The sequence below is a fragment of the Halomarina rubra genome, from assembly GCF_023699475.1.
GTDB lineage: Archaea > Halobacteriota > Halobacteria > Halobacteriales > Haloarculaceae > Halomarina > Halomarina rubra.
Genome location: NZ_JALXFV010000005.1, coordinates 49,477 through 74,887, shown reverse-complemented (window position 1 = coordinate 74,887; position 25,411 = coordinate 49,477). Strand labels below are relative to the sequence as shown.

The following is a 25,411-nucleotide window of genomic DNA, read 5'->3' as shown; positions in this document are numbered from 1 at the left end:
TCGTCAGTGGCGACTACGCCAGTTCCTCAACGACCTCGGGCGTATCGTTCGCGGGGTTGTTCACTGCCGTCGACACCGGGTAGGCGCGGAAGGCGTCGTCGCTCGGTACCGAGACGTCCGTGACGCTCGCGCCCTCCAGCCACGCGTCCTCGTCGGCCGGGTCGAGGACGAGCGCCATCCGGTGGTGGTACTGCGCCATGAACGGTGTCGGCTCGCGAGTGACGACGGTGAACGTCTCGATGGGGTCGGCCTCGGTGTCGGGCCCGCCGCTCGCGAACTCGCCGAGACCGGTCTGTTGCTGTTTCGGCGTCCACTCCTGGTAGAGCCCCGCCAGCGCGAACGGTTCGCCGTCACGCCGGGTGATGCGGTAGGGCTGCTTCCCGCCCGCCTCCTCTTTCCACTCGTAGAACCCGTCGGCGGGGACGAGACAGCGTCGCTCGCGGTACGCCTCGCGGAACGCCGGCTTCTCGTCGAGCGTCTCCGCGCGGGCGTTGATGATGCCGTCGCCCTCGTCGTCGGCCCACGACGGGAGGAGTCCCCAGCGCGACTCGGTGACGGTGTCGGGCGAGACGTCCCGAATCACGGGCAACGACTGGCTGGGCGCAGCGTTGTAGCGGGGGCGGTACTCGACGTCGAGGCGGGCGTCGAACCGCCGTTCGAGGTCGTCGGGGGCGACGAAGAGACTGTAGCGTCCACACATACAGTCGGGGAGGGGCGACACGGGCAAGAGGGTTCGCTACGCCCCGGCTCGCTGACAGTCCGAGCGGCGACGAGTCGCGGCGGACGACGACCGACGGCTCGTCACAGATGGCGTCGTTACAGACGGCGGGCCTCGCGGTTCGCCGGGACGACGACGGTGCCGGCCGCGAGGTCTCCGAGGCGCTGGCGTCGCGACCCGACGCGGACGAGCGACCCGACGACGCCCAGCGACAGCAGGTCGCCCAGGCGAACGAGTTCGCGGACGAGTGCCGCCCGATACCCACAGGGCCCTCCTTCGGTAGTCGTCACGACGACGCCGACCAGTCGCTTTCCGAGCGTCTGGCCGTAGCGTCCCTGCGACACGACGACGTAGCCGAACCACGCCACGAGCCAGAACAGCGCGGTCGGACCGGTCGACCACCCCTCGACGGAGAGCGCCACCGCGAGGACGCCCGCCGCCAGCGTTACGAGCGCCACGTCGAGGAAGAACGCGGCCGCCCGGAGGCCCACGACGGCGTCCTCGGTGAGGTCCGGCGACACCCGCGGATATCCCATCATACTCGAACTGGTCGTCAGGGAACACAAAAAACCGCACGACGGCGTCTGACGGACGGCGGACGCCGCGCGAGTCGTTGCCGGCCACACCGACCGCACCGAACGGACCGACTGACCGCACCGACCGCACCGACCGCACCGACCGCACCGGCCGCACCGGCCGCGAACGGCCGGGCGTGACACACCGTCTCGGCCCGCGAACTTATCTCCGATGACGAGTAACGGGGGCACGTGTCACGGGACCCGACGTTCGACCTACCGACCCGCCCCACCCGCAACTACTCGCGGACGACCGTCGAGTACGAGGGGTCGGTCGTGTTCGGACTCACGCCGGAGGGCCACGAGGTGGACGACGACCACCTTGACGGCCTGCTCGTCGGCGTCCTCGACGACGGTCCCTACCGTTACGGCGACTGGTTCGACCTCCCGATGCCGCTGTACACCGTCCACGACGACGTCACCGGCGACACGTTCCGTGCGGGAATCCGAGACGGCACTATCGAACTCCACGTCCTGCCGGCGACCGAACCGCCGGGGCTGGCGGCGCTGTACGACCGTCTCGTCGCCACGACGGACCACGAGTGGGCCGTCGACTGTCGCTCGGACGCCCCCGCAGGCGACTGAGTACGGAGGGTAGTCGGGAAGCGACACGGTTTGCCCGACGGGTAACCGCTTTCTCCCCCCGCACCGACTCGCCGGTATGTCAGTCTCTCGCGTGGTCGAACTGGAGGGTCACATCATCGACTCCGGGATGATGCAGGCGTGTTTCGGCATCGTCATGGACCTCGACGGGGCGTTCGACGTCGAGGAGTTCCGCGTCGGTCGCTCGAAGACCGAGGAGTCGTACTGCCGGATGACCGTCACCGCCGAGGACCCGGTGACGCTCCAGTCCATCGTCCACGAACTCCACCAGCACGGGGCGAACCCCGCCGACCCACAGGACGCGCACCTCACCCCGGCGAGCGCCGACCGGGTCGTCCCCGAGGGGTTCTACTCGACGACGAACCACCCGACGGAGGTCCGCTTCGAGGGCGAGTGGCTCCCCGTCGAGCGCATCGAGATGGACTGTGCGGTCGTCGTCCACCCGGCGGACGAGGGCGGCGACCGTGGTGCCGAGCGGTCCGCTCTCAACCACGCGCCCGACGGCGAGGGACCGTGGGCCGAGACGAAGGTGCTCAACGCCATCGAGGCGGGCGACCTCGTCGTCACTGGCGAGACAGGCATTCGGGTCCACCCGCCCGAACGCCCGCGCGAGAAGCGTGCCTTCGGGTTCATGCAGGGTGGGGTCTCCGCCGAGCGCCCCTCCGAGTCGACCATCTCACAGATCGCCGAGGAACTCCGCCGTGTCAAAGCCGACGGCGGGAAGGTGCTCGTCGTCGCCGGCCCGGCGGTCATCCACACCGGCGCACGCGAGGCCCTCGCGCGACTCGTCCGGGAGGGGTACGTCGACATGCTGTCGGCGGGTAACGGCTTCGCCGTCCACGACATCGAACGCGACCGCTACGGCACCTCGCTGGGTATGGACACCGAGACGCTCGACCACCCCCGGAAAGGCCACAAACACCACATCTACACCATCAGCGAGGTCATCCGCGCTGGCGGCATCCCCGAGGCCGTCGCCGAGGGACTGGTCGACTCCGGGGTGATGTACGAGTGCGTCGAGAACGACGTGGAGTTCGTGCTCGCGGGGTCGATTCGCGACGACGGGCCGCTCCCCGACACCATCACCGACGCCATCGAGGCCCAGAACGCGCTGCGCCGGCAGGCCCACGAGGCCGACATGGTGATGATGCTCTCGACGCTGTTGCACTCCGTCGCGGTCGGCAACTGCCTCCCGTCGACGACGCGGGTCGTCTGCGTCGACATCAACCCCGCGACGGTGACGCAACTGCTCGACCGGGGCAGCGCGCAGGCCGTCGGGATGGTGACCGACGTGGGGACGTTCGTCCCGACGCTGGCCGACTACGTGCTGGCCGAGGAGTCGTAGCGTTCGAGGTTCCGACGCGCCCGGCGGACCGAGACCCCCGCCGACCCCGAGAGGTCTTTCTCCAGTGTGTCGAGCGCGCGTTCGAAGCGCTCGATATCCGCCCCCCGCCCGTCACGTGCGACGTCCGAGAGTTCGCTCGCGAGGAACGAGATGGTCGCTCTCGTCCCCATGTCTCGGACGCCGTCCGCACTGGCGTCTAGCTGTTCGCTCGCCTGTCGCAGGTAGTGACGGGTGTCCTCCATGTAGCGCAATATTTGTGAGAGACCCCTAAAGGTAGTCCCTGCCTAGCGGTCCGTCTCGAGCGGAATCGCCACCACGGGCCGCCGCGTCGAGAGCAGGAGGTCCTGTGCCGTCGAGCCGAACACGATCTTCCCCGTCGGGTTGCGCTTGCGGATGGCGATGAGTATCTCGTCGGCGTCGTACTCCTCGGCGGCCGCGAGGATGTCCTCGGCCGGGTCGTTGCCACGGACGAACTGGTGGGTCTCGACGGTGGCGGCGAGGCCATCGACGAGCGTGTCGATGGCCTCCGTGCCGCCGCGGATGTCGTCGGAACTGGACTGCTCGCCGCCCTCCTGGGAGTTGACGACGTAGACGGTGTCGTCCGCCGTCGTCCGTCCGGCGAGGTACTCGTTGATTCGGTCGCTCGTCTCGACGTTCTTCGTCGCCGCGATGAACGTTGTCATACCACGACCCACACCCCGTACCGTCATAAACGTCCCCGCCGAGCGCGGGGTATGAACGTCCTGTTCGCCTCCAAGGATGGTCTCATCGGCGACATCGCGTGGCGGATGAGCCGCGAAGGCCACGACGTCCGGTACTGCATCGAGAACGACCACGAGCGACACGTCGCAGACGGGTTCGTCGAGAAGGTCGACGACTGGGGCGACCACGAGTCGTGGGCCGACCTCGTCGTGTTCGACGACGTCTGGGGGTTCGGCACCGAGGCCGAACGCCTCCGGGCCGACGGCGTCCCCGTCGTCGGCGGGACCGAACTCACCGACCGCCTCGAAGACGACCGGGGGTTCGCCCAGGAGGTGCTCGCCGAGGCGGGCGCGGACGTGCTCCCCCACCGCGAGTTCACCGACTTCGGCGCGGCCCGCGCGTGGGTCCGGGAGAACCCCGCCCCCTACGTCGTCAAACCCTCGGGTGAGGTCCAGAACGTCAAACGGCTTGTGTACGTCGGACGCGACGCCGACGGTGGCGACGTCGTCGACGTGCTCGACGCCTACGAAGAGGCCTGGGGCGACCGCATGGCGGGGTTCCAGCTTCAGCGCCGTGCGACCGGCGTCGAGGTGGCGGTCACGGGCTTCTTCGACGGCGAGTCGTTCGTCGAACCGGTGAACGTCAACTTCGAGCACAAGAAGCTGTTCCCGGGCAACGTCGGTCCTTCGACCGGCGAGATGGGGACCAGCATGTTCTGGACCGAGCGCGTCGACCTGTTCGACCGCACGCTCGGCCGGTGTGAGGACCTGCTGGCCGCGGAGGGCTACGTCGGGAGCATCGACCTCAACTGCATCGCCACCCCCGACGGCGTCTACCCGCTGGAGTTCACCCCGCGATTCGGCTACCCCTCCATCTTCGTGCAGGCCGCCGGGATGGAGACGCCCCTCGGGGAGTTCTTCTACGGACTGGCGACCGGCGACGCTCCCGAACTGCGGGTGAAATCCGGCTACCAGGTCGGCGTCCGGGTGTGCGTGCCACCGTTCCCGTTCGACGACGAGGAGACGTTCCGCGAGACCTCCTACGACGCGGCCATCGCCTGGGCACGCGACGACCCCGCGAGCGCCGCGGACGGGGGGACGGTCACGGCGGGCGGTGCCGACGGCGAGGACACGGACGAGTCGAACGTCGACGCCCGTCCCGACGGTCTCCACATCGAGGACGTCAAGCGAGTCGCTACCGACGGGACTCCGACCGACCCCGGCGAGCGGGGCCAGTGGCGCGTCGAGGGTTCCTCGGGCGTCGTGTTGACCGTCGCCGGGTGTGGCGAGACGATGCGGGCCGCCCAGCGCGAGGCCTACGAACGCGTCTCGAAGGTCGTCCTCCCCTCGGCGTACTTCCGCGACGACATCGGCGACCGGTGGTTCGAGGGTGGAGGCACGCCCCGCGCGCTCAACACCGAACGCGCCGGCGACGGTGACCGCCTGGCGGCGTGGGGCTACCTGCGGTAGTCGCTCCGCCAGTCTCGTCGCTGTCTGGACGGAGTTGGTGCTTCACGGCTAAAACCGTGCGCCGAAGGTGCAACCTGGGTGTGTGGCACAAAGGCATAAGCCGGTCCCTGCCGTAGTTTATACCCTACGAGGCCCCATGGTCAACAAATCGCAGTTAGCCCAGAGCAAGTCGATTCACCGGCGAACTGGGAAGACCTTCTACTTCGCGACGAGAGTGCTGCCCGAACGGGTTCGCCAGTCCACGTACGTCCTCTACGCGTTCTTCCGCATCGCCGACGAGGTGGTCGACGACGAGGAGAACCAGCTCACGCCGGCCGAGCAACGCGACCGGCTGGAGGCGATTCGGGCGGCCGTCCTCGGCGAGGAGCCGACCGACGACCCGGTGCTCTCGGCGTTTCGGGAACTCAAAGCGGAGAACGGCATCAGCGACGAGGAGGTGAACGTGTTCGTCGACGCCATGCTCACCGACGTCGAGAAGACCCGCTACGCCGACTACGGGGAGTTGGAGGCGTACATGCGCGGGTCGGCCGCGGCCGTCGGCGAGATGATGACCACCGTCATGTCCCCGACGCCGGAGGACGACGAGCGCGCTCGCCCCCACGCGCGGGCGCTCGGCGAGGCGTTCCAGTTGACCAACTTCGTCCGCGACGTCCGCGAGGACATCCGCGACCGGGGGCGCATCTACCTCCCCCAGACCACGCTCGAGCGCCACGGCGTCACCGACGAACAGATCGAGCGCGCGGAGTTCGACGAGCACGCCGAGGCCGCGGTTCGAGAGGAGCTTCGACGCGCCGAGGGACTGTACCGCGAGGGCGTCGCCGGCATCAAGTTCCTGCCCCGGGACTGCCAGTTCGCCGTCCTCCTCGCGGCGGTGCTGTACGCCGACCACCACCGCGCCATCCGGCACGCGGACTACGACGTGTTCTCCTCGACGCCGCAGTTGAGCACGCGCCGGAAGCTCTCGCTGGTCGTCCGGACCCGCGCGTACTGGGCGCTGTCGAAGGACCCCGAGTCGGTGTTCGCCCGCGTCAGCGCCATCCCGATGGCAGAAGAGCGTCGCTCCGGCCGCGAAGCCGGCGAGCCACGCCCCGTCCAGTAACCCGCTCTGGGCCTCTGACTGCGACGCTCGCCCGTCTCACGCCTCGGCCCGTTCGTCGCGGACCGCTCGAATCAGGTCCTCGCGAGTGACGATGCCGACGAGCGTGTCGCCGTCGAGCACCGGGAGGCGGTTGATCTCCCCCGACAGCAACTCCAGCAGGCGGTCGAGGTCGTCGTCGGGAGCGACGGTCACCACGTCGGTGGTCATCACCTCGCTGATGGGTCTGTCGACGTCGACGTCGAAGTCGTCCCCCGAGACGTCGACGGAGTAGGTGACGGTCTCGAGGAACGGCGGGAGGCCGACGGGAATCCAGAACGCGCGGTCGGTCTTCTTGAACAGGCGCACGAGGTCGCCCTGCGTGACGATACCGACGAGGTCACCACGCTCCGAATCGACGACCGGGAAGCCGTTGAACTGCGCCTTCCCGAGTCGCGTGAGCACGTCGCCCACCTCGTCGTCCGGTTCGACCGTCTCCACGTCGTGCGTCATCACGTCGCGTGCAGTGAGCATGGTCGTGGTTCGTCGGCCCACGCGGTAAGTTGTGGTGGTGGCGGTGAGCGAGTCGAGGCCCGGGGTTTACCGCCCGATGTAGCGAAGCGGCGTCGTCCCCCGCACGTCGAAGTCGAAGCGGTCGGTCGCCAGCAGACCGAGACCGAACAGCGCGGCGACGGCCGCGGGCACCCAGTTCGCGTAGAACAGGTTGATGACTCCCCAGAGGATGACGAAGCTCACCAGGTCGTCGAGCATGAACTCGCACTCTCGCACCCGGTCGAGCAGGCCACTCCTCGAAAAGCCCCAGTCGAACGCGGCCACGGAGACGGTCGCGGAGACGACCCACCCGAGGTAGTTCGAGACGGGGACGCCGTAGTAGACGCCGCCCGCGTCGTACGCCCAGAACTGGACGGCGACGGCGGCGGGGTCCAACACGAGGTCCATCGCGACCACGGCGGCGACGGCGACGGGGAGTCGCACCAGCGCGCTGTCGGCCCGGTCGCCGAGCAACAGCAGACAGAGCAGGTAGCTGTTGAGCACGAGCGGGAAGAAGAACACGGGCAGGGCGACGGGGATGACGCCGAACAGCATCGGTCCGAGTTCGATGGTGTACTCGAACGCGCCGTACGGTTGGCCCGTCGTGACACCGAGGTACTCGATGCCGTAGGCGTAGCCCGCCAGCGCGAGCAGCGCGACGGTCGCCTTCCGGCCGACGAGCGGTGCGACCCCCGCCACCAGCGGGAGGCGCATCACGACGACGCCGAACAGCACGAAGTACGGGTTGAACTCGAGGAACGACAGCGCGGGCGGGAACCAGCCCTCGGCGCTCGCGACCAGTGACAGCGCGCCCACGAGCGGGAACACGACCGAGATGGTGAAGCGGTTCTCGCGGACCAGCGCGTCCAGTCGGTCCTCGACGCGGTCGCGGGACCACTCGCGCGTGGCGGTCGCGCTCTCGGTCATCGCACGCCTCCGGTGACGCCCGGTCGCGCCCCCCGCCGCCGTCCGGCGAGTCGGCGACGCGCTCGACGCTCACCCATACAGCATCACCCACAGCCCCGCCATCGTCACGACCATGCCGACGACGGTGTTGATGGCGGGGTACCACCAGTAGGCGTCGCTCACGTCGACCGACGACGCGGCGATGCCGAACACGATGACCGGGTAGACGCCGAGCACGACGGCGAAGAAGGGGTGGACGAACCAGAACGCGACCGCGGCGAAAGCCCAGCACAGCGCACAGTAGGCGTAGGTGCGGCGCTCGCCGAGCACCGTCGCGGTGGTCCGGATGCCCGCCGCGCGGTCCGGGTCGATGTCCGGAATCGCGGAGAACGTGTGCATCCCCATCGCCCAGAGCCAGCCACCGACGACGGCGGCCAGCGGCGGGAACGCCCCGGCGAGCGCGGCGAACGCGACGACTGCCGGCAAGATGTAGAGGCCGTTCGACACCGAGTCGAGAAACGGTGTCGTCTTGAACCGCAGCGGCGGCGCGCTGTACTCTATCGAGAGGAGCCCCCACGCGAGGAAGGCGACGAGCGCCGTGTCGGGCAACACCAGCGCGAACGGGAGCGCGAGCAGCGCACAGAGGAGGACGCTCGCGACGACGAGTCGCCCGCCCCGATAGCGCACCTCGCGGCCCTCCTTCTTCTCGTTGAACGCGTCGACGTCGGCGTCGAACACGTCGTTGACACCGTACAGCAGGACGTTCGCGGGGAGCAGGAAGTACGCGAACAGCGCCAGTGCGACCGGCGAGAACAGCTCCGCGGGCGTGCTGGCGGCGTACGTCGCCCCGACGACGACCGGCCCGGCGAGGTAGAACCAGAACCGCGGGCGGGACAGTCTGAGGAGGTAGCCCAGTCGCGACTCCTCGGACGGGAGGGCGTCGCGGACGGTCGGGGCCAGTTCCATCACGTGTCCTCTACGAGCGCGCTCGCCGTATGCTCACCGCTGATGAGACACATCGGGACGCCGATGCCGGGCGTCGTGTAGCCCCCGGTGTAGTAGAGGCCGTCCAGGGCCTTCGAGCGGTGGCGCGGGCGCAACAGCGCGGTCTGGCGGAGCGTGTGGGCGATACCGCCGAGCGCGTTGCCGTCGTAGGCGTTGTACCGCTCGGCGAAGTCGTTCACCGCGAACTGCTCCTCGAAGACGATGCGCTCGCGCAGGTCGACGCCCGTGTTGTCGGCGAGGTCGTCGAGCACCCGTTCGCGGTACTGCTCGCGAATCTCGGGCGTGTCGTCCAGACCCGGCGCGATAGGGACGAGCACGAACAGGTTCGAGTGGCCCTCCGGGGCGACCGTGTCGTCGGTCGCACTCGGCGCACAGACGTAGTACGCGGGGTCCTCGGGCCAGCCGGGGTCCTCGAAGATGCGCTCGAAGTGACCGTCCCACTCCGGGGGCAAGACGAGCGTGTGGTGGGCCAGCGGGTCGATGTCGCCCTCGACGCCGAGGTACAGCAGGTAGGCAGAGGGCGAGTACGTCTTGCGCTCCCAGTAGTCGTCGTCGTACTGGCGCTCGTGTTCGGGTAACAGTTCGCGCTCGACGTGGGCGTAGTCGGCGTCGCTGACGACCGTGTCGGGCCGGTACACCGTCCCGTCGACGGTCTCGACGTGGATACCGGACTTTCGCTTGGTTATCTCGACGACCTCGCTGTCGGTGACGAACTCGACGCCGAGTTCCTCCGCCATCTCGACGATGGCGTCGACGACGACGCCGATACCCCCGCCGTCGCGCTCGTCGGCCTCCCTGCGGACGGGGTACCAGACGCCCATGTTGAAGTCGACGTGACTCATGATGTTGTAGAGCGCCGGGGTGTTCGACGGCGCGCCCCCGAGGAAGACGAGGGTGTACTGCATTATCTGGCGCAGTTTCGGGCTGTCGAAGTAGTCGTTCACGTAGTCGTCCATCGTCCCGACGAGTTTCAGACCGATGGGCGCGGCCCTCATCACGTCCGGGTCGACCCAGTCGCGCAGGCGGGGGCGGTCGGTGTAGACGAAGTCGTCCATCGCCGTCTCGTAGTGGAGTTCGCTCGTGTCGAGGTACTTCAGGAGCGCCTCGCCCGCGCCGTCCTCGTAGGACTCGAAGGTCTCGACCATCGCCTCGACGTCGGGGAGCACGTCCATCCGGTCGCCGTCCTTCCAGAACACGCGGTAGTGGGGGTCCAGCCGTTCGAGGTCGTAGTAGTCGCCCGGCGAGCGGTCGAACTGCGCGAAGAAGCGCTCGAACACGTCGGGCATGAGGTACCACGAGGGTCCCATGTCGAAGGTGAACCCCTCGGCTTCGAGGCGGGAGGCCCGCCCGCCGACCTGCTCGTTCTTCTCCAACACCGTCACGTCGGCCCCGTCGCGGGCGAGGAAACACGCCGCCGACAACCCACCGAACCCACCGCCGACCACGACCACCTCGCGGTCGTGGAGGGCGTCTCGTTCGCTCATACCGACTCGACGCCCGGAACCGCCTAAAAGGGGGCTGTTCGGTCCGACCCCGGACCACACGATTGCGGCGACCGCCCCTACTCGGAGAGGAACGCCACTGTCTCCTCGACGACTCGCTGCTCGTCGTGACGGAACGAGTGGTCCTCGCCGGGCAGTTCGACCAGGTCGCTGGTCGGGAGGTGGTCGTCGATTGCCCGGGCGGTGTCGACGCTGACGACCTCGTCGTCGGTACCCTGCAGGAGGCGGACGGGGGCGGTGACGCGCGCCAGTTCCGCGGCGGTCACCGACGGCGCGTCGTCGTGCTCGCCGAACAGTATCGCGGGTGCCCACAACACCTGTCGGTCGACGTCGGGGCGGTGGGTGAGCGCGAGGCGGCCGCCGAAGCTCTTGGCGACGAGCGCCACGGTCGAACAGCCCCGAGCACGGAGGAACGCGACGCCGGCGTCGAGTTCCGCCTCAAACTCGGCGTCGGTCTTCGCGCGCAACCCGTCGTGGTCGCGCCACGTCTCGAATCGGGCGACGGCGACCCCCTGGTCGACGGCCGCCTCGGTGAACCGGTCGAACACGTCGCCGAACGGGCCGTGACCCGCGCCGGGGACCACGAGCACGCAGCGGTCGGTGTCCTCGGCCGGCGTCGCCAGTCGGCCGCCGAACTCCTCGCCGTGTGCTTCCAGCGTGACACTCGATTCGTTCATCGAACCGACATCCCGGGCCGGGGCGAAAAAGCTGTGGGAGCACCGGACGACGGACCGGTCGTCGGTTCTCCTTCCGAAACGGCGAAGCGGCCGCCGCGAGTGGAATCGGTATGGACGGAACCACGGTCGTCGTCACGGGTGCGAGTCGCGGACTCGGCGAAGCGGTCGCACGGCGGTTCGCCGCGGCGGGCGCACACGTCGTCTGCTGTGCCCGCGAGGCCGACGCCATCAAGGCGGTCACCGACTCGATTCGGGACGACGGCGGGAGTGCGACCGGGATGCGCTCGGACGTGCGCGACGAGTTCGACATGGAGCGACTGATGGAGACGGCGGCCCGCGAGGGCGAGCACGGTGGTATCGACGTCGTCGTGGCGAACGCCGGGGTCTACCACGGTGAGACCGCCCAGACGCCGCTGGCGGACGACGCCTACAGCGCCTTCGACCAGCACTACCAGACGAACGGTCGCGGGGTGTTCGCCGCCGTCAAGGAGGCGCTCCCGCACCTGAACGACGACGCCCGCGTCCTCGTCCCGTCGGGGAGCGTCGCGGTCGACGCGAAACCCGGTCTCGGCTCGTACGCCGCCTCGAAGGCGTTCGCCGAGGCGCTGGTCCGGCAGTTCGCCGTCGAACTGGACGCGACGGTCGGCGTCGTCGACCCCGGCCAACTCGCCACCGAACTCACCGGCGGTGGGGGTCGCGACCCCGCGGACGTCGCCGACCAGTTCCTCTGGGCGGCGACCGACGCCCCCGCAGAGGACCTCGACGGCGGCCGCCTGGACCTGAAGACCTGGAAGCAGGCGACGCGCTGAGGCGTCTCCGAGGGTTTATTAACCACCACAATCGAGTTAGTAACATATGGGGGTAGCCGAGACGTTCGATAGCAACTCCGGGGTCGGCCGCCCGTCGTGGGTCGGGGTCGCCGCCGTCGCACTGTTGGTCTGTGCCACGGCCCTCGCGGCGGTCGAGGGTCTGTGGAAGGTGCTGGTGATCTCGTGGGTCGCGTTCCTGGCGATGGGTGTCGCCATCCCGCTCGGGGTCCGCGCGGAGGGGGCCATCGACGCCCGACGCCTCGTCTGGGGGTACGGCCTCGCCAGCGGCGCGATGCTCACCAGCGCCGCGGCGTTCATCGTCCCGCAGGCCATCGGTCTCGACCCCAAACTCGGCGGCTTCGGCATCGCGGCCGGCGTCGTCGTCGGCTTCGGCGGCCACACGCTCGGCCACCGCGTCTCGCACCTCGACCTCCCGTTCGACAGCACGGCCGCCCAGATAACGGCCCACGCGCTGTCGGCGGGGCTCGTCATCGGTCTCGTCTACGGGTCGATGCAGGACGTGGGGCTGTTGCTCGGTCTCGCCATCGTCTCGCACAAGGGGCCGGCGGGCTACGCCTCCGCCCGCCGACTCGTCCGGTCGGGACGCTCGCCGTGGGTCGTCCTCCTGCCGGCCGCGGGCGTCGGTATCGCCGCGATTCCGGCGGCGACGGTCGGGCTTCCGAACGTCGCGACGCTGAACGCGTTCGTCTTCGGGTTCGCCGCGGGCATCTTCCTCCACGTCGCGCTCGACTTCCTGCCCCGGTGTGAGGTCGGCAGCGAGGTCAGCGAGGTCGCGGGCATCACCGAACACGACCACGACCTGCTCGACCGACTGCGCACCCACGCCGTCGCCTCGACGACCGTCGGCGCGCTCGCCGTCTTCGGCACGTGGACCGTCCTCAACGGCGGGTTCTGACGCCGGTTCCGACACCGAGTTCGACGGTCCCTCTGGTGGCTGCACTCGCTCGGTCGGACGCTCTTCTCGACTCCCACGACGCCGACGGTCCGTGTCGCTCAGCGCCGGGGGGTCGCGACCCGCTCGGTGACGACGAGGTCCAACCCGCCGGCCGGTTGGAGCGTCGTTCCGAACGAGAGGTCGAGCGGCGCGTCGTTGGCCCGTTCGAACGACACCTGCTGGGCCATCGTCGCGACGACGAGCTGGAGCTCCTGCATCGCGAACCGGCGTTCGATGCAGTTCGCCGACCCGCCACCGAACGGGAAGTACGCGAACTCGGGGCCGTCCCACGTCGCCCAGCGCTCGGGGCGGAACGTCTCCGGCGCGGTGAACCACCGCGGGTCGTTGTGGACGACGTACTGGGGCATGACGACGGTGCTCTGGACGGGCAGGTCGTAACCGGCCAGCTCGGTCTCCCGAATCGGCTGGCGGAACGTCGCGAACAGCGGCGGGTACCGCCGCAGCGACTCCTTGACGACGCGTTCGGTGTAGCCCAGGTTCGAGAGGTCGGCGGCCGTCGCCGAGGCGGTCCCCAACACGGCGTCGACCTCCGCCTGGAGTCGGTCGGCGACGCCCGGGTGGGTCGCGAGCGCGTACGCCGTGAACGTCAACGCCGCCGCCGTCGTCTCGTAGCCCGCGACGAGGAACGTCACCAACTGGTCGCGGATGGTCGACTCCGTCAGGTCGCCGTCGGCGTCGTCGGCCTGCAACAGCAACGAGAGCACGTCGTGGCAGTTCTCGAAGCCGGCGGCCCGTCGTCGGTCGATGAGGTCGCCGATGACCGCGTCGAACTCCGACAGCGCCCGCCGGTAACGACGGTTCGTCCGCGTCGGCACCCAGTCGGGGACGAACGCGGCGCGCGCCGGCGTCTCGAACTTCCCCTCGAAGGCGTGGACCGCCTCTCGGATGCGCTCGCTGTCCCCCTCGCCGCGGCCTCCACAGTCGACGCCCAGTTCCGACCGTCGCTGCTGGTGGTCTGCGTCCGCCCCGAACAGCGCGTCGATGAACACGTCGAGGGCGAGTTCGCGCATCGCCTCGTCGACGGCGACGGTCTCGCCGTCGTCCCACAGCGCGGCCATCGTCTCGGCGTGGCGGACGGTGACGTCGGCGTACCACTCGACGGGGTCGAACGAGAGCGCCGACGTCGCCGTCCGGAGGCCGCCCCATCGGTCGTCCTCGGCCAGCAACAGTCCGCTGGCGAGGACGCCGTCGATGCGGTCGTCGAACCCGTCGGGCGTCCGGTAGGCCGCCTCGTCGGTGACGAGCACCCGTTCGACGAGCTCCGGGTGGGAGACGACGTAGACGTCGTCGCGAGCGACCCGCGCGTGGACCACGTCGCCGTACTCGGCGCAGGTCTCGTAGAACGTGATGGGGTCCCTGAGGAACTGGAGCGTGTTCCCGATACCCGGCAGGCCGGTGGGACCGGGCGGACTCGCTCGTGTCATTGCCACTCACTCGTCGTCCGACTGGATAACAGTTCGCTCTACTGTCAGTCGTCGCGGGCGACGGGTCGGTCGTCGCCTCGCACTCGCCAGACGGCCCTCCTCACGCCGTCGGTTCGACGTTCAGCTGTACCCCCGCCAGCGGTGGCCGCACTCGGTGCACTTGAAGAAGCGCGTCGGCGGTTCGTCGGCGCTCCCCGTCTGCTTGATGGTGTACCAGGCGGTGTCGTTGCCACACCGGTCGCACTCCTCATTGGCCGTCGGTTTCCCCTCGTCGGCGGCGTCCTCGCTCGTCTCGATGACGTCGTCGAACGTCTGTGACTCCGTGGAGACGTACTTCGCGGCCTCCTCCTCGTCTCTGGCGACGCGCGCGCCACACGACGAGCAGACCATCTCTCCCGAGTCGGCGTGCATGAGCGAACCGCACTCGTCGCAGAACTGCATACGTCACACTACCCGCTCGCGGGTGAAAAGTGACCGGTCGACCACCCGGCGAGACGCTATTGCCTCCGTATCACCTATCGATGGCATGAACGGTGAACCACGGGTGGCGGCCGCACTGACCGTCACCGTCGACGACGCGAGACTGTCGCTGACCGCCTCGGAGGGCGAGGAGGCGGTCACCGACCTCGAAGGCCCCGGTGTACGGGGCGAACTCCGCGTTCGCGTCGGTCGCGACCCGAACGGCAGGTCGGCGAGCGCCGGCGAGGAGGCGACCGACGCCACCACCGCCGCGAACGCCGGCCGAGCGGAGGACCGAGCCACGGACGACCGGTCTCCGGCCGACCGCGTGACCGACGACCCGACTCCGACGAGCGCTCGTCCGGTCCGCGCGAAGGCTCACTTCGAGGTGTACGAGGACCGTGCCGGGGAGTTCCGCTGGCGACTCGTCCACGACAACGGCAACGTCATCGCCGACTCCGGCGAGGGGTACGCGACCTGGGGCGGTGCGGAGAACGGGTTACGGAGCGTCAAACAGAACGCGCCCGGCGCGCCGATCGAACGACTGTGAGCGCGGACGACCGCGACGACGACCTCGTTCGCGTCGTCGTCGGCTGTGACTGCACCACGACGGCGACCGACAACCGGGTCCGCGACCCGATGGGCCGAATCTCGAGCGCGTTCTTCGACCTCACCCGCGAGTGGACGGTCGAGCGAGTCGGGTCGCTCGGGACGCGGGGGTACGAGGGACCACCGAACGGGGCCACCTTCGACGCCGTCGAGACCGACGAGGGGTGGCGCTGGCGACTCCTCGTCGCCGGCGACCCGGTCGCGCTCTCGCCCGAGACGTTCGAGACCGCCGAGCGGGCGCGCGACCGCGGGGAGCGAGCGGCCCCGCGACTGATGTGGGCCGCGGTGACCGCACAGCGACCGTGAACTGGCGCGTCGGGGTCACTCCACCTCGACGCTCGGAAGCGCGCCCTCGACGTCCGCGAGGTGGTTGACGCTCCCGCGCTCGCCGACGGCGGCGGGACTGGCGATGGTGGCGTGGGTGAAGGTGATGCCCCGCTCGACGGCCGCTCGGAGGTCGTCGCCCCGAGCGAGGCGGGCCGCGATGGCGCTGGAGAGTGTACAGCCAGAGCCGTGAGTAGCGTCGGTCGCGACCCGGTCGGTCTCGAAGACGACCTCCTCGTCGGGCGTGACGAGCGTGTCCCGGACCGCGTCGTCGGTGTCGACGTGCCCGCCTTTCAGCAGGACGGCGTCGGCCCCGCGGTCGTGGAAGCCGGCGGCGACCTCCCGGGCTGCGGCGGGTGAGTCCGGACGGCGGCCCGTCACCGTCTCGGCCTCGTCGGCGTTGGGCGTGACGAGCGTCGCGCGCTCGAACAGCGCGTCGTAGGCGTCGATAGCGTCCGGGTCGAGCAGCGTGTCGTCGGCCGAGGAGACCATCACCGGGTCGACGACGACCCCGCCGTCGAACCCGTCCAGTAGGTCCGTCACGGTCCGGACGATGGGTTCGGTCGCGAGCATCCCGACCTTCACCGCGCGGACCTCGAAGTCCGCCGCGACGGTCTCGAACTGCGCGCGGACCTCCGCGGGCGGGAGCGTGTGGACCGACTCGACGGTGTGGGAGTTCTGTGCGGTGAGCGCGACGCAGACCGACCCGCCGTAGACGCCCAGACGGGTCATCGTCTTCAGGTCGGCCTGGATGCCCGCCCCGCCACCGGAGTCACTGGAGGCGACGGTCAGCGCGTACGGCGGCCGTTCGGGGGTGGCGTCGACGCGACCCGTGGCCGCTCGTTCCCGCTCAGGGTCGCTCATCGCTCGACCACCCGTTCGATGCGGCCGTCCGCGGACGGTTCGGTCTTCGCGAGGCCCGCGACGGCGTCGAGGAACGCGACCGCGTAGCTCGCCGGGCCGTGGTACTCGCCGAACGCCCCGTCTGCGGCCGCCTCACCGGCGAGACCGAACGCCGTCGTCCCCGCGAGCGCGGCGCGGTGGACGTCGAGGTCGCTCCCGGCGAACGCCGCGAGCGTCCCGCCGAGCATACAGCCCGTTCCGACGACTCGGCCCATCGCCGGGTCGCCGACGTGGACCTCGTGGGCGGTGGCTTCGGTCGCGACCACGTCCACCTCGCCGGAGGCGACGACGACCGCATCGACGCGCGCGGCGAGCGCCATCGCGGTCTCGGCGATGTCGGCGTACTCGCCGACGGACTCGACGCCGCGGACCTCGCTGTCCGCCCCGGCGAGCGCGGTCACCTCGCCGTAGTTGCCCTTCACGACGGCGACGTCGAGGTCGGTGACGAGACGCTCGGCGACGCGGTCACGGGTCGGCGTCGCGCCGACGCCGACGGGGTCGACGACGACCGGGACGCCGTGGTCGGCGGCCGCTTCGCCGGCCGCGACCATCGCGGCCTCGCCAGTCTCGCTGACGGTGCCCATGTTGAGCAGACACGCCTGCGCGCCGGCGACCATGTCCGCGACCTCGCGTTCGTCGTCGGACATCACCGGGAGACCGCCCCAGTGGAGGACGCAGTTCGCCACCTCGTTGACCGTCACCTCGTTGGTGAGCGCGTTCACGAGCGGCGTCGCCTCCGCGAGCGCGTCGAGTGCCTCTCCGACGCGGACGTCGGGGTCGCCGCTCATCGGGCGGCCCTCCCCGCCGCGACGGCCTCACCGAGCGCTTCGGTCGCCTCGCGCGGGTCCTCGGCGGCCGTGATAGCCGAGACGACGGCGACGCCGTCCGCACCCGCCTCGACGACCGCCGACGCGTTCTCGACGGTGACGCCGCCGATGGCGACGAACGGCAGGTCCGTCGCCGCGGCGATGGCCCGGACCCGCTCGAGGCCGAGTTCGGCCTGCCCCTCGCGGACGTCCTTCGAGTCGGTGGCGAACACCGCCCCGACTCCGAGGTAGTCCGCACCCGCAGCCTCCGCGGCGCGAGCGCCCTCCACGGTCGAGACCGAGCGGCCGACGACGGCCGACGCGCCCAACTGCTCGCGGGCGACGCTCACGGGCAGGTCGTCGTCGCCGAGGTGGACGCCGTCGGCGTCGACAGCGCGCGCGAGGTCGACCCGGTCGTTGACGACGAGCGGGACGTCCGCCGCCGCGGTCAGGTCGCGCAGTTCGACGCCGAGGTGGTAGCGCTCGCGCGCGGTCGTCGCTTTCTCGCGGAGTTGGACCACGTCGACGCCGCCCTCGACGGCCCGGCGGACCACGTCGACGGTCGAGCGCCCGGCCGAGTGGGTCGCCCCGGTCACGAGGTAGGTTCGGAACTCGAAATTCATGGGTGGTAGTCGTCGGTTGTCCCGCACGGACAAACGAGTACCGACTGCGTGTGCTGGGTGGTCGACGAGACGCTCGGGAGTCGCGGCGTGTGGCCGAGAGAGACGGCCCTGGGGAGTCGGTTACGCGAGGAAGACGTGTCGGGGGCGGTCCGCGAGGATGTCGCGGCCCCACTGGACGGTGTCGCGGAAGGCGTCGGAGCCGAAGAACGCCATGGCGTCCTCCTGGGAGCGCCACTGGCTGGCGATGAACATGTCGTTCTCGTCGGCGAGGTTCGCCATCAGGTCGGTCTCGTGGTGGCCGTCCATGTCGTCGAGCAGGTCACCGACGGTGTCGAACTTCTCGACGAACTCCTCGCGGTGGTCGGGTTTGACGGTGTAGAACATCCCCATCGTCCCGAAGCCGCTCTCTTCGCCAGCGCGGGCGACGATACCGGGCAGGTCGCCGAGGAACCCGGCGGCGGTGTCGGCGGCGCTCGCGGTCTCCCAGATGCTCACGACGGCGTGGCGGTCGGTGACCCGACCCTCGTAGACGGCCGTCCGGACGTGCGTGTCGTAGCGGTCGAACCCGTCGGAGAGGTCCTCGACCTCCTCGGCGAGCGTCTCGCCGTCGGCCTCGGAGTAGAGCACGATGGCGTAGACGTCCTCGCCGTGGGGTTTCCCGGCGTAGATGTCGAGGTCCGCGAGTTCGCCGCGAATCTCGTCGTCGGTGCTCTGGGGGGTCGACCCGCCGGCGTCCTCGCTCCCCTCACCGCCTCCGAGCGGACCCGTCTCGGTCTCGGTGACGCCCGGCAGGTCGGCGAGGAATCCGCTCGCGGTGTCGGCGGCGCTGGCCGTCGTCCAGACGCTCACCACGGCGGTGCCGTCGCCGGTCGACTGGACGAGCGTGGCGACGTGGCTGTCGTAGTGGTCGAAGTTCCCGCGGAGGCCGTCGACGGCGTCCGTCACCGCCTCGGCCTCGCCCTCGGAACGGACGATGACGCCGTGTGCACCGGACGGGGCCTCGACGTCGACGCCGAGCGCTTCGATGTCCTCGCGGAGACCGCTCTCGGTGGCCGCCTCGCCGCCGGTGGACTCGTCGCCGGTCGGAATCGCCTCGCCCGCGAGCAGTGCGGGGAGGTCGCTGGCGGGGAACCGCCGGCCGAAGTAGAACTCGCCGAAGTCGGCGTACCGCGAGGAGGAGTGGTCGAACCGCATCTCGTAGAGGAGGTCTTTGATGTCGGTCGGGTCGTCGGCGAACAGCGTCACGCCCCACTCGTAGTCGTCCATCCCGAGACTCCCCGAGATGATCTGTTTGACCTTCCCCGCGTACCCCCGGCCGATGTCGCCGTGGCCGGCCATCAGGTCGGCGCGCTCCTCGAACGAGAGGTCGTACCAGTTGTACTCGGGGTCGCGGCGCTTGTCCATCGGGTAGAAACAGACGTGCTCGGCGTCGGGGAGGTCGGGGTAGATGCGCGACTCGATGTAGCGTTTCAGCCCCTCGTTCTCGACCTCGCCCTCCTCGAAGTAGTCCCGTGCGGACTCGGAGTACGCCGACGCTTCGGTCACCGAGACGTACGACGAACTCTGAGTCGCGTAGTCGGCGAGCGTCGTCTGCTGGAACTGCCGTTCGAGCGTGTCCAACTCCTGGGTCGTCGGCCGGAGGTGGAGCACCATGAAGTCGGCCTTGTGGCCCAGCACGGAGAAGACGGCCGTCCAGCCCTCGCCGTCGTGGGCCTCGTTGGCCGTGAGGTACTCGATTCCTTCCGCCAGGGCGCGCTGGCGTTTCTCCTCGGGGGCCGCACGCCACGCCGCCCAGTTGACCCGGCGGAAGTCGTGGAGTACGTACCAACCCTCGTCGGTCTGCGGTGGTTCGGGCATACGTGGGTTTGGGACGGGCCGCTCAAGGGGTTTGTGAGTCCGCGGCGGGTGGCGGCCGGTGTCGAGGGACGACCGACCGCGGCGTCAGTCCTCGGTCGGGTTGATGTCGACGCTCTGGTCGCCGGCGGTCCGGACCGTGTGGCCGTACATGAACAGCGCGACGAAGACGACGCCGCCGACGATGTTCCCGAGGATGGCGAGCACCTCGAAGACGAGGAAGTCCGCGACGGTGTAGTCCGCCCCGGCGAGCAGGCCGGTCAGCACCTCGATGTTCCCCGCGACGCAGTGGGGCAGGTGGGCGAACCCGATGGTGAACGTCACGATGAAGATGGTGAACATCCGGCTGATGGTGTCCTGAGCGGAGGTGAGAATCCACGACAGCAGCCCCATCAGCCAGCCGGCGAACACCGCGCCGGTGAACGTCGCCAGCGGCGTCAGTTCGACGAACGTCTTCCCGATGTCGACGAACGCCTTCGGTTCGATGACGCCGAGCGCCGGCCCGGCGTAGACGGCCACGACGGAGAACAGCGCGCCGCCGATGAGGTTCGCGACCAGCACGACGACCCACAGCGAGCCGAGTTCGTTCAGCGACGACCGGTCGGTCAACACCGGCAACACCGCGAGCGTCGTGTGCTCGGTGAACAGTTCGAGTCGTCCGAGGATGACGAAGATGAACCCGAACGTGTAGACGCTCGACGTGATGAACTTCATCGTCGGCTCGTCGTAGTAGCCGGTGACGGCCGTGTGAACGGCGTACAGCATGAACATCCCGATACCGAGGTCGAGGCCACACGAGAGCGCCGAGAGGAACTGGCCGCTCACGGGCCGCCGGAGCGCCATCAACCCCTCCTCGACCTGCTGTTCGAGGATGGTCGTGTAGTCCCGTTGCGTGTCGGGGGTCTGGTTGGTCATGGAGGCGTGTGTCGTTCCGTGCTACGACCGACCCTGAGATACCTGTTGTGCCCGTCCGTGCCGGACCGGCGAGCCTACGCCAACAGCTGCGGACCGAACACCATCAGGAAGACGCTGGCGAGCATCGTGATGCTCACGACCGTTGTGATGGTGTTGGTGAGCCGTCGCCCACCGGAGATGGGGAGTCGCGAGACGACCGCCTCCGTCGACGTCCGGAGGATGTGCCCGCCGTCGAGCGGGAACGCCGGGATGCAGTTGAAGAACGCGAGGTTGACGTTTATCCACCCGGTCCAGAACAGCGCGTTGGCGAGCAGGAACACACCACCACCGAGCGCCGCCAGCGGCCCCTCCACGACGAAGAAGTTGGTGTAGGGAGTGACGAACCCGGCGAAGTTGAACGGCAGTTGGCCGACGGTCCCCGCCAGCGGGAGGAACAGCGCGGCCCCGATGCGGTAGAAGAACGCCTGGATGCCACCGCCCGAGGCTCCGAGGATGTTCAGGTACTGCTGGGCCGGGTAGGTGGTGACGCCGAAGTCGTCGACCGCTAAGCCGCCCGCACCGGTGCGCGGCACGCTGACGCCGATGAGACCGGCGTCGCTGTTGGCGTCCTCACCGAGCGTCACCTGCAGATCGTGGGGCTGGCCGTCGACGTACACCTGTACGTCGACCGTCTGACCGGCGCTGGTCCCCTCACGCGCCTCCTGAAGCTGTTCGGTCGTCACGGTCCGCTGGCCGTCGAACTCGGTGACGACGACCGGACCGTCCGTCGAGACACCGGCGTCCTCCAGCGCGGCTTCCAGGCCGCCGCCGTCGGTCACCTGCACGTAGTACGCGCCACCGACGATCTCGGTCGACCCTTTGTCGGTCTGGACGGTCGCGACGGGGTTCTCCGCGAGCACGCCGTAGAACTGGGCACTGGAGGAGACGTTCTCCCCGGCGACGGTCTGGATACGCGGCGGGTCACCGCTCGTGTTCAACCCGCCGAGGACGCTCTCGGTCGCCCGCGTCACGATGAGTTCGCGCTCGACGGTCACCTGCCGTTCTCCCGACCCGTTGTCGACGGTGACGGTGATGGCTCGGTCGGGCGTGTCCGCGAGGACGCCGTCCAACTGCTCGGCGTCGGCTATCTGCTGCCCGGCGACGCTCACGATGCGGTCGCCGCTCTCGATACCCGCGTTCGCGGCGGGGGAGTCGGGGACGACGGTTCCGACGGGTGCGCCCGCCGCGACGCCGATAGCGCCGACGACGGGACCGAACAACAGCGCGAACGCGACGACCGTCACCGCGAAGTTGTTCGTCACCCCCGCGGCGAACATCCGGGTCTGGTCGCCCCGGTTGGCCTTCGCCCGGTCCTCCTCGTCGGGTTCGACGAACGCGCCGATGGGGAGGAGTGCGAGCAACGCGACGCCCATCGAGGCGATCTTGATGTCGCCGACGCGGCAGAACAGCCCGTGGCCGCCCTCGTGGACGACGAGACCGATGAGCAGTCCGAGGACGATCTCCGGAGCCACCGACAGCGGGAGGAACTCGTTGACGCCGGGGATGACGAGCACGTTCTGCGGTTCGGTGACGGCGCTCGGCTGGGGGTTCGTGAGCGAACTGTACCCCGAGAACAGCACGGCGAAGAAGACGCCGAACATCACGACGAGGACGAGACCGATGCCGAAGTTCCCCCACGCCCGCCAGAACCGTTTGGGACGGGCGAGCTTGTCGAGCAGGACCTTCCCGCGCATCGTCCGGATGGTCATGATCGGTCCGGAGACGTTGACGGAGTCGGGGAGGAGGCCGCGGGCGGACGCGGCCATCGCGAGGAGGGTGTAGAGGCCGATGCCCGCCAGCACCAGCCAGAGCGTATCCACCATTAGCGTATCCGAAGCGGGTGACGGCTATGAGGCTTGTCCCTCGCGGCTAGGAGACCGTGTGTGTTCAGCCCCGGCGAAACTGACGACCCCCGAAAGCCCGAGGCGCACGACTCGCCCCACTCAGTCCACTCGCGTCGATTGCTAAGCGACCAGTGTGGGACGAGCGTTCGAGGAGGGCCGGTGGCGGTTCGAACGACTATGCTGAGTCAGCCTTCCCGGCGAAGCCGTTCGACCACGAACGTCCGGTCGAGCGCGGCGAGGAACGGGCCGAGTCGCGGTCCCTGGTCCTCGTCCAGGAACAGGCGATAGCCGAGGGTGAAGAAGTCGCCCACCTCGACGTCGTTGGAACGGGCGGACTCGTACACCTGCTCCTGGACGGCCTCCTCGTCGGGTCGTTCGGACTCGACGAAGTCGGCGAGCGCGTCCAGCGCGGCGGCTTCGTCGGCGGTCACCTCGACGTCCGGCAGGTCCTCGGCGAGGCGGTAGTTGTACTCGTTGTCCGTCTCGACGGCCCACGTCCGGGCCTTCTCGACGCGAGCGAGTGCCTGTTCGACGGCCCACGCGGGCGCGTCGTCGGTGAGATGCCCGCTTCGGCGAGCCATCGTCTCGCGCAGGTCCTCGTCGTCGGTCATCCCGAGGACGGCGGCGAAGGTGTAGGGGATACGCTCGACACCCTCCCGAGTGTCGTCCACACACATCGGGTACGCCCGCTGGGCGAGCGCTCGTTCGCGTTCCTCGACGCTCACGTCGCCGAAGTAGACACCCTCGAAGCGGTCGAACTCGTCGACGAGCTGGTCGAGCCGGGAGACGTCGAAGTCGCGGGCGCGCTTTGGCTGTTTGGTGAAGAAGTAGCGGAACACCTCGACTTCGAGCATCGAGAGCACGTCGTCGACGGTGATGACGTGGCCCGACGACGAGGAGAGCGCCTCGCCGTTGTAGGTGAACCACTCGTAGACCATCGGGACGGGCGGTTCGGCCTCGAACACCTCGCGGACGACGTGCTCGCTGGAGGGCCACGACCCCTCGGCGTGGTCCTTCCCGAACGGCTCGAAGTCCACGTCGAGCACCTGCCACTGGGCGGGCCACTCCAGTCGCCAGGGGAGCTTCCCCTCGCGGAACGTCGCGGTCCCCTCGTGGTTGCAGCCCTCGATGGTGCGGTTGCCGGCCTCGATGTCGGAACAGCGGTAGTCGACGGTGCCGGCGTCGAGGTCGACTCCCGTGACGTCCTCGGTTATCTTCCCACACTCCGCACAGACGGGGTTGAACGGGACGTACTCCGAGTCGACCTTGTCCTGGTACTCCGCGAGCACCTCGCGGACGGTGTCGGCCTTCGAGAGCACGGTCCGGACGGCGTCGTCGAACGCGCCCTCCTCGTACAGTTCGGTGTTCGATTTGACCTCGATGGGGACGCCCATCGCCTCGGCCATCTGTTCCAGCAAGCGCGTCTGGTGGGCACCGAACGAGTCACAGCAGCCGAACGGGTCGGGGACGTTCGTCAGCGGGTGGCCGAGGTTCTTCCCGAGCGCGCCGGGGTTCTCGGTGTCGCCGAGACCGACGACCTCCCAGTCGAGCGTCGCGAGCGTGCGCGGGACCTTCCGGAGCGGGTCCTTGTCGTCGGAGGTGAACACCTGGCGGACCTCGTGGCCGCGGTCCCGGAGCGCCTCGGCGACGAAGTAGCCGCGCATGATCTCGTTGAGGTGGCCGATGTGGGGGACGCCCGACGGCGAGACGCCGCCCTTGACGATGATGGGGTCCGTGGGGTCGCGCGCCTCGACCTCGTCGGCGACGGCGTCCGCCCAGAACACGCGGTGGCCCTCGCTCGGCTCCTCGCGCTCGTCGCGCCCCGAGGTGAGCGGGTCGGCGTCGAACGCGTCGGCCTGCTCTGCTGACTCGTCGGCCCCGGAGCTCACGGCACGACCTCCGTCCCGTCGTGCTCGCCCTCGGCGATAGCGCGGTAGACGGTCCGGGGGTCCTCGCCGTCGAGGACGAGCGTGCGGGTGTTCGAGCGCTGGACGATCTTCGCGCCGAGCAGGTCGATGGGCGCGTTCGACCCGGCGGTCATCTCGATGTCGCCGATGATGTCGACCAGTTCCTCGGTCGCGATTTCGTCGTACTTCTCGGCGTCGGGGTTCTCGCTGGGGTCCGCGGAGTAGACGCCGTCGACGCTGGTCGCGAACACGAGCAGGTCCGCCCCGACCGTCTCGGCGAGTGCGGCGCTGACCGCGTCGGTCGTCTGGCCCGGAATCATCCCGCCCATGACGGGGACGTCGCCGCGGTGGAACGCGACGTGGGCGTCCTCGTACGCCTCGGGGGGCGTCGGGGCGGCCTGCTCACCGAGCGCGGCGATGAGGAGACGCGCGTTCAGTCGCGTGACGCCGATACCCAGTTGGTCGAGCGCCATCTCGTTGGCCCCGAGTTCGCGGGCCGTCTCGATGTAGTCGCGGGCGACACCGCCGCCGCCGACGACGAGTCCCAGTTCGACCCCTTCGTCGAGGAGCGATTCGATGACGTCCGCGTACGCCGCGACCCGCCCGCTGTCGAGCCCCGGCGCGAGGACGCTCCCGCCCACAGAAACCACTGCTCTCATTGACTCCGGGTAACTCTGTGCGGCGTTTAAGAGTTGCCAAGGGCGGACGGACGAGTGGGTCGGTGACACGTCGCTGCACTTCGCGGTGCTCCGCGGCGCTCCGCAGCAAACCTCATACCGACGCGCGAGCG

At 69.4% G+C, this 25,411-nt stretch carries 27 protein-coding genes; 8 read left to right on the top strand and 19 right to left on the bottom strand.

Annotation, left to right across the window (positions count from 1 at the left end; translation table 11 throughout):
• Nucleotides 1-13 precede the first annotated feature (13 nt).
• Both M1L36_RS10130 and M1L36_RS10125 read right to left on the bottom strand, forming a co-directional pair.
• Entirely contained in the window at nt 14-700 is a 687-nt protein-coding gene (locus tag M1L36_RS10130) for an SOS response-associated peptidase (RefSeq protein ID WP_250873624.1), read from the bottom strand.
• Between the two features lie 116 nt (nt 701-816).
• Nucleotides 817-1,257 carry an RDD family protein gene (locus M1L36_RS10125; RefSeq protein WP_250873623.1) on the bottom strand — a complete coding sequence of 147 codons (441 nt, stop codon included), beginning with the start codon at nt 1,255-1,257 and terminating at the stop codon, nt 817-819.
• Between the two features lie 228 nt (nt 1,258-1,485).
• Between M1L36_RS10125 and M1L36_RS10120 the strand changes: the two genes are divergently transcribed.
• Nucleotides 1,486-1,878 (top strand): hypothetical protein, encoded by a 393-nt coding sequence (locus M1L36_RS10120; RefSeq protein ID WP_250873622.1) that lies wholly within the window; start codon nt 1,486-1,488, stop codon nt 1,876-1,878.
• A 76-nt stretch (nt 1,879-1,954) separates the two neighbouring features.
• Nucleotides 1,955-3,241, top strand: coding sequence for an ornithine cyclodeaminase, nickel-pincer nucleotide-dependent (locus M1L36_RS10115; protein WP_250873621.1), 1,287 nt, complete (start codon nt 1,955-1,957; stop codon nt 3,239-3,241).
• Here the strand turns inward: M1L36_RS10115 and M1L36_RS10110 are convergent.
• Together M1L36_RS10110 and M1L36_RS10105 are read right to left on the bottom strand one after the other, a co-directional pair.
• On the bottom strand, nt 3,217-3,483 hold the full coding sequence (locus M1L36_RS10110; RefSeq protein ID WP_250873620.1) for a DUF7553 family protein: 267 nt from the start codon (nt 3,481-3,483) through the stop codon (nt 3,217-3,219). The genes M1L36_RS10115 and M1L36_RS10110 overlap by 25 nt on opposite strands.
• A 42-nt stretch (nt 3,484-3,525) precedes the next feature.
• On the bottom strand, nt 3,526-3,924 hold the full coding sequence (locus M1L36_RS10105) for a universal stress protein (protein ID WP_250873619.1): 399 nt from the start codon (nt 3,922-3,924) through the stop codon (nt 3,526-3,528).
• 51 nt (nt 3,925-3,975) lie between these two features.
• On the opposite strand from M1L36_RS10105, the gene M1L36_RS10100 reads away from it, so the two are divergent.
• Both M1L36_RS10100 and M1L36_RS10095 read left to right on the top strand, forming a co-directional pair.
• Nucleotides 3,976-5,412, top strand: coding sequence for a phosphoribosylamine--glycine ligase (locus M1L36_RS10100; RefSeq protein WP_250873618.1), 1,437 nt, complete (start codon nt 3,976-3,978; stop codon nt 5,410-5,412).
• Nucleotides 5,413-5,548: 136 nt separating this feature from the next.
• A complete protein-coding gene (locus tag M1L36_RS10095) occupies nt 5,549-6,511 on the top strand; it encodes a phytoene/squalene synthase family protein (protein WP_250873617.1) in 963 nt (320 codons plus the stop codon).
• Between the two features lie 36 nt (nt 6,512-6,547).
• Here the strand turns inward: M1L36_RS10095 and M1L36_RS10090 are convergent, their stop codons facing one another.
• The 5 genes from M1L36_RS10090 to M1L36_RS10070 form a co-directional block, all read right to left on the bottom strand.
• Nucleotides 6,548-7,021 carry a CBS domain-containing protein gene (locus M1L36_RS10090; RefSeq protein WP_250873616.1) on the bottom strand — a complete coding sequence of 158 codons (474 nt, stop codon included), beginning with the start codon at nt 7,019-7,021 and terminating at the stop codon, nt 6,548-6,550.
• 66 nt (nt 7,022-7,087) lie between these two features.
• Nucleotides 7,088-7,966: a bisanhydrobacterioruberin hydratase gene (cruF, locus tag M1L36_RS10085; RefSeq protein ID WP_250873615.1), complete on the bottom strand. Its 879-nt coding sequence runs from the start codon at nt 7,964-7,966 to the stop codon at nt 7,088-7,090.
• 69 nt (nt 7,967-8,035) lie between these two features.
• Nucleotides 8,036-8,911: a prenyltransferase gene (locus tag M1L36_RS10080; RefSeq protein WP_250873614.1), complete on the bottom strand. Its 876-nt coding sequence runs from the start codon at nt 8,909-8,911 to the stop codon at nt 8,036-8,038.
• Nucleotides 8,911-10,434 (bottom strand): bifunctional phytoene desaturase/3,4-desaturase, encoded by a 1,524-nt coding sequence (gene crtID, locus M1L36_RS10075; RefSeq protein ID WP_250873613.1) that lies wholly within the window; start codon nt 10,432-10,434, stop codon nt 8,911-8,913. Before crtID ends, M1L36_RS10080 begins: the two co-directional genes overlap by 1 nt.
• Nucleotides 10,435-10,511: 77 nt before the next feature.
• Nucleotides 10,512-11,129, bottom strand: a complete 618-nt coding sequence (locus tag M1L36_RS10070; protein ID WP_250873612.1) for an alpha/beta hydrolase — start codon at nt 11,127-11,129, stop codon at nt 10,512-10,514.
• A 110-nt stretch (nt 11,130-11,239) separates the two neighbouring features.
• Here M1L36_RS10070 and M1L36_RS10065 point away from each other — a divergent pair, with 110 nt between their 5' ends.
• Nucleotides 11,240-11,938, top strand: a complete 699-nt coding sequence (locus M1L36_RS10065) for an SDR family NAD(P)-dependent oxidoreductase (RefSeq protein WP_250873611.1) — start codon at nt 11,240-11,242, stop codon at nt 11,936-11,938.
• Between the two features lie 46 nt (nt 11,939-11,984).
• A complete protein-coding gene (locus M1L36_RS10060; RefSeq protein ID WP_250873610.1) occupies nt 11,985-12,854 on the top strand; it encodes a ZIP family metal transporter in 870 nt (289 codons plus the stop codon).
• A 98-nt stretch (nt 12,855-12,952) separates the two neighbouring features.
• Here the strand turns inward: M1L36_RS10060 and M1L36_RS10055 are convergent, their stop codons facing one another.
• Both M1L36_RS10055 and M1L36_RS10050 read right to left on the bottom strand, forming a co-directional pair.
• Nucleotides 12,953-14,338, bottom strand: coding sequence for a cytochrome P450 (locus M1L36_RS10055; RefSeq protein ID WP_250873609.1), 1,386 nt, complete (start codon nt 14,336-14,338; stop codon nt 12,953-12,955).
• Between the two features lie 120 nt (nt 14,339-14,458).
• Nucleotides 14,459-14,779: a transcription factor S gene (locus M1L36_RS10050; protein ID WP_250873608.1), complete on the bottom strand. Its 321-nt coding sequence runs from the start codon at nt 14,777-14,779 to the stop codon at nt 14,459-14,461.
• 85 nt (nt 14,780-14,864) lie between these two features.
• Between M1L36_RS10050 and M1L36_RS21580 the strand changes: the two genes are divergently transcribed.
• Nucleotides 14,865-15,347: an HVO_2922 family protein gene (locus M1L36_RS21580; RefSeq protein WP_369694223.1), complete on the top strand. Its 483-nt coding sequence runs from the start codon at nt 14,865-14,867 to the stop codon at nt 15,345-15,347.
• Nucleotides 15,344-15,712, top strand: coding sequence for a hypothetical protein (locus tag M1L36_RS10040; RefSeq protein ID WP_250873607.1), 369 nt, complete (start codon nt 15,344-15,346; stop codon nt 15,710-15,712). Before M1L36_RS21580 ends, M1L36_RS10040 begins: the two co-directional genes overlap by 4 nt.
• A gap of 15 nt (nt 15,713-15,727) precedes the next feature.
• Here the strand turns inward: M1L36_RS10040 and thiD are convergent, their stop codons facing one another.
• From thiD to pyrH, 8 genes are all read right to left on the bottom strand, one after another.
• Nucleotides 15,728-16,594 (bottom strand): bifunctional hydroxymethylpyrimidine kinase/phosphomethylpyrimidine kinase, encoded by an 867-nt coding sequence (gene thiD, locus M1L36_RS10035; RefSeq protein ID WP_250873606.1) that lies wholly within the window; start codon nt 16,592-16,594, stop codon nt 15,728-15,730.
• On the bottom strand, nt 16,591-17,421 hold the full coding sequence (gene thiM, locus M1L36_RS10030) for a hydroxyethylthiazole kinase (RefSeq protein ID WP_250873605.1): 831 nt from the start codon (nt 17,419-17,421) through the stop codon (nt 16,591-16,593). Before thiM ends, thiD begins: the two co-directional genes overlap by 4 nt.
• Nucleotides 17,418-18,062, bottom strand: coding sequence for a thiamine phosphate synthase (gene thiE / locus M1L36_RS10025; protein ID WP_250873604.1), 645 nt, complete (start codon nt 18,060-18,062; stop codon nt 17,418-17,420). Before thiE ends, thiM begins: the two co-directional genes overlap by 4 nt.
• Nucleotides 18,063-18,182: 120 nt before the next feature.
• Nucleotides 18,183-19,919 carry a heme-binding protein gene (locus M1L36_RS10020; protein ID WP_250873603.1) on the bottom strand — a complete coding sequence of 579 codons (1,737 nt, stop codon included), beginning with the start codon at nt 19,917-19,919 and terminating at the stop codon, nt 18,183-18,185.
• 84 nt (nt 19,920-20,003) lie between these two features.
• On the bottom strand, nt 20,004-20,831 hold the full coding sequence (locus M1L36_RS10015) for a formate/nitrite transporter family protein (protein ID WP_250873602.1): 828 nt from the start codon (nt 20,829-20,831) through the stop codon (nt 20,004-20,006).
• 74 nt (nt 20,832-20,905) lie between these two features.
• Nucleotides 20,906-22,693, bottom strand: a complete 1,788-nt coding sequence (locus tag M1L36_RS10010) for a site-2 protease family protein (protein WP_250873601.1) — start codon at nt 22,691-22,693, stop codon at nt 20,906-20,908.
• A 206-nt stretch (nt 22,694-22,899) separates the two neighbouring features.
• Complete coding sequence (gene lysS / locus M1L36_RS10005; protein ID WP_250874047.1) at nt 22,900-24,498, bottom strand: lysine--tRNA ligase; 1,599 nt, start codon at nt 24,496-24,498, stop codon at nt 22,900-22,902.
• Between the two features lie 101 nt (nt 24,499-24,599).
• Nucleotides 24,600-25,280, bottom strand: coding sequence for a UMP kinase (gene pyrH, locus M1L36_RS10000; protein ID WP_250873600.1), 681 nt, complete (start codon nt 25,278-25,280; stop codon nt 24,600-24,602).
• Nucleotides 25,281-25,411 lie beyond the last annotated feature (131 nt).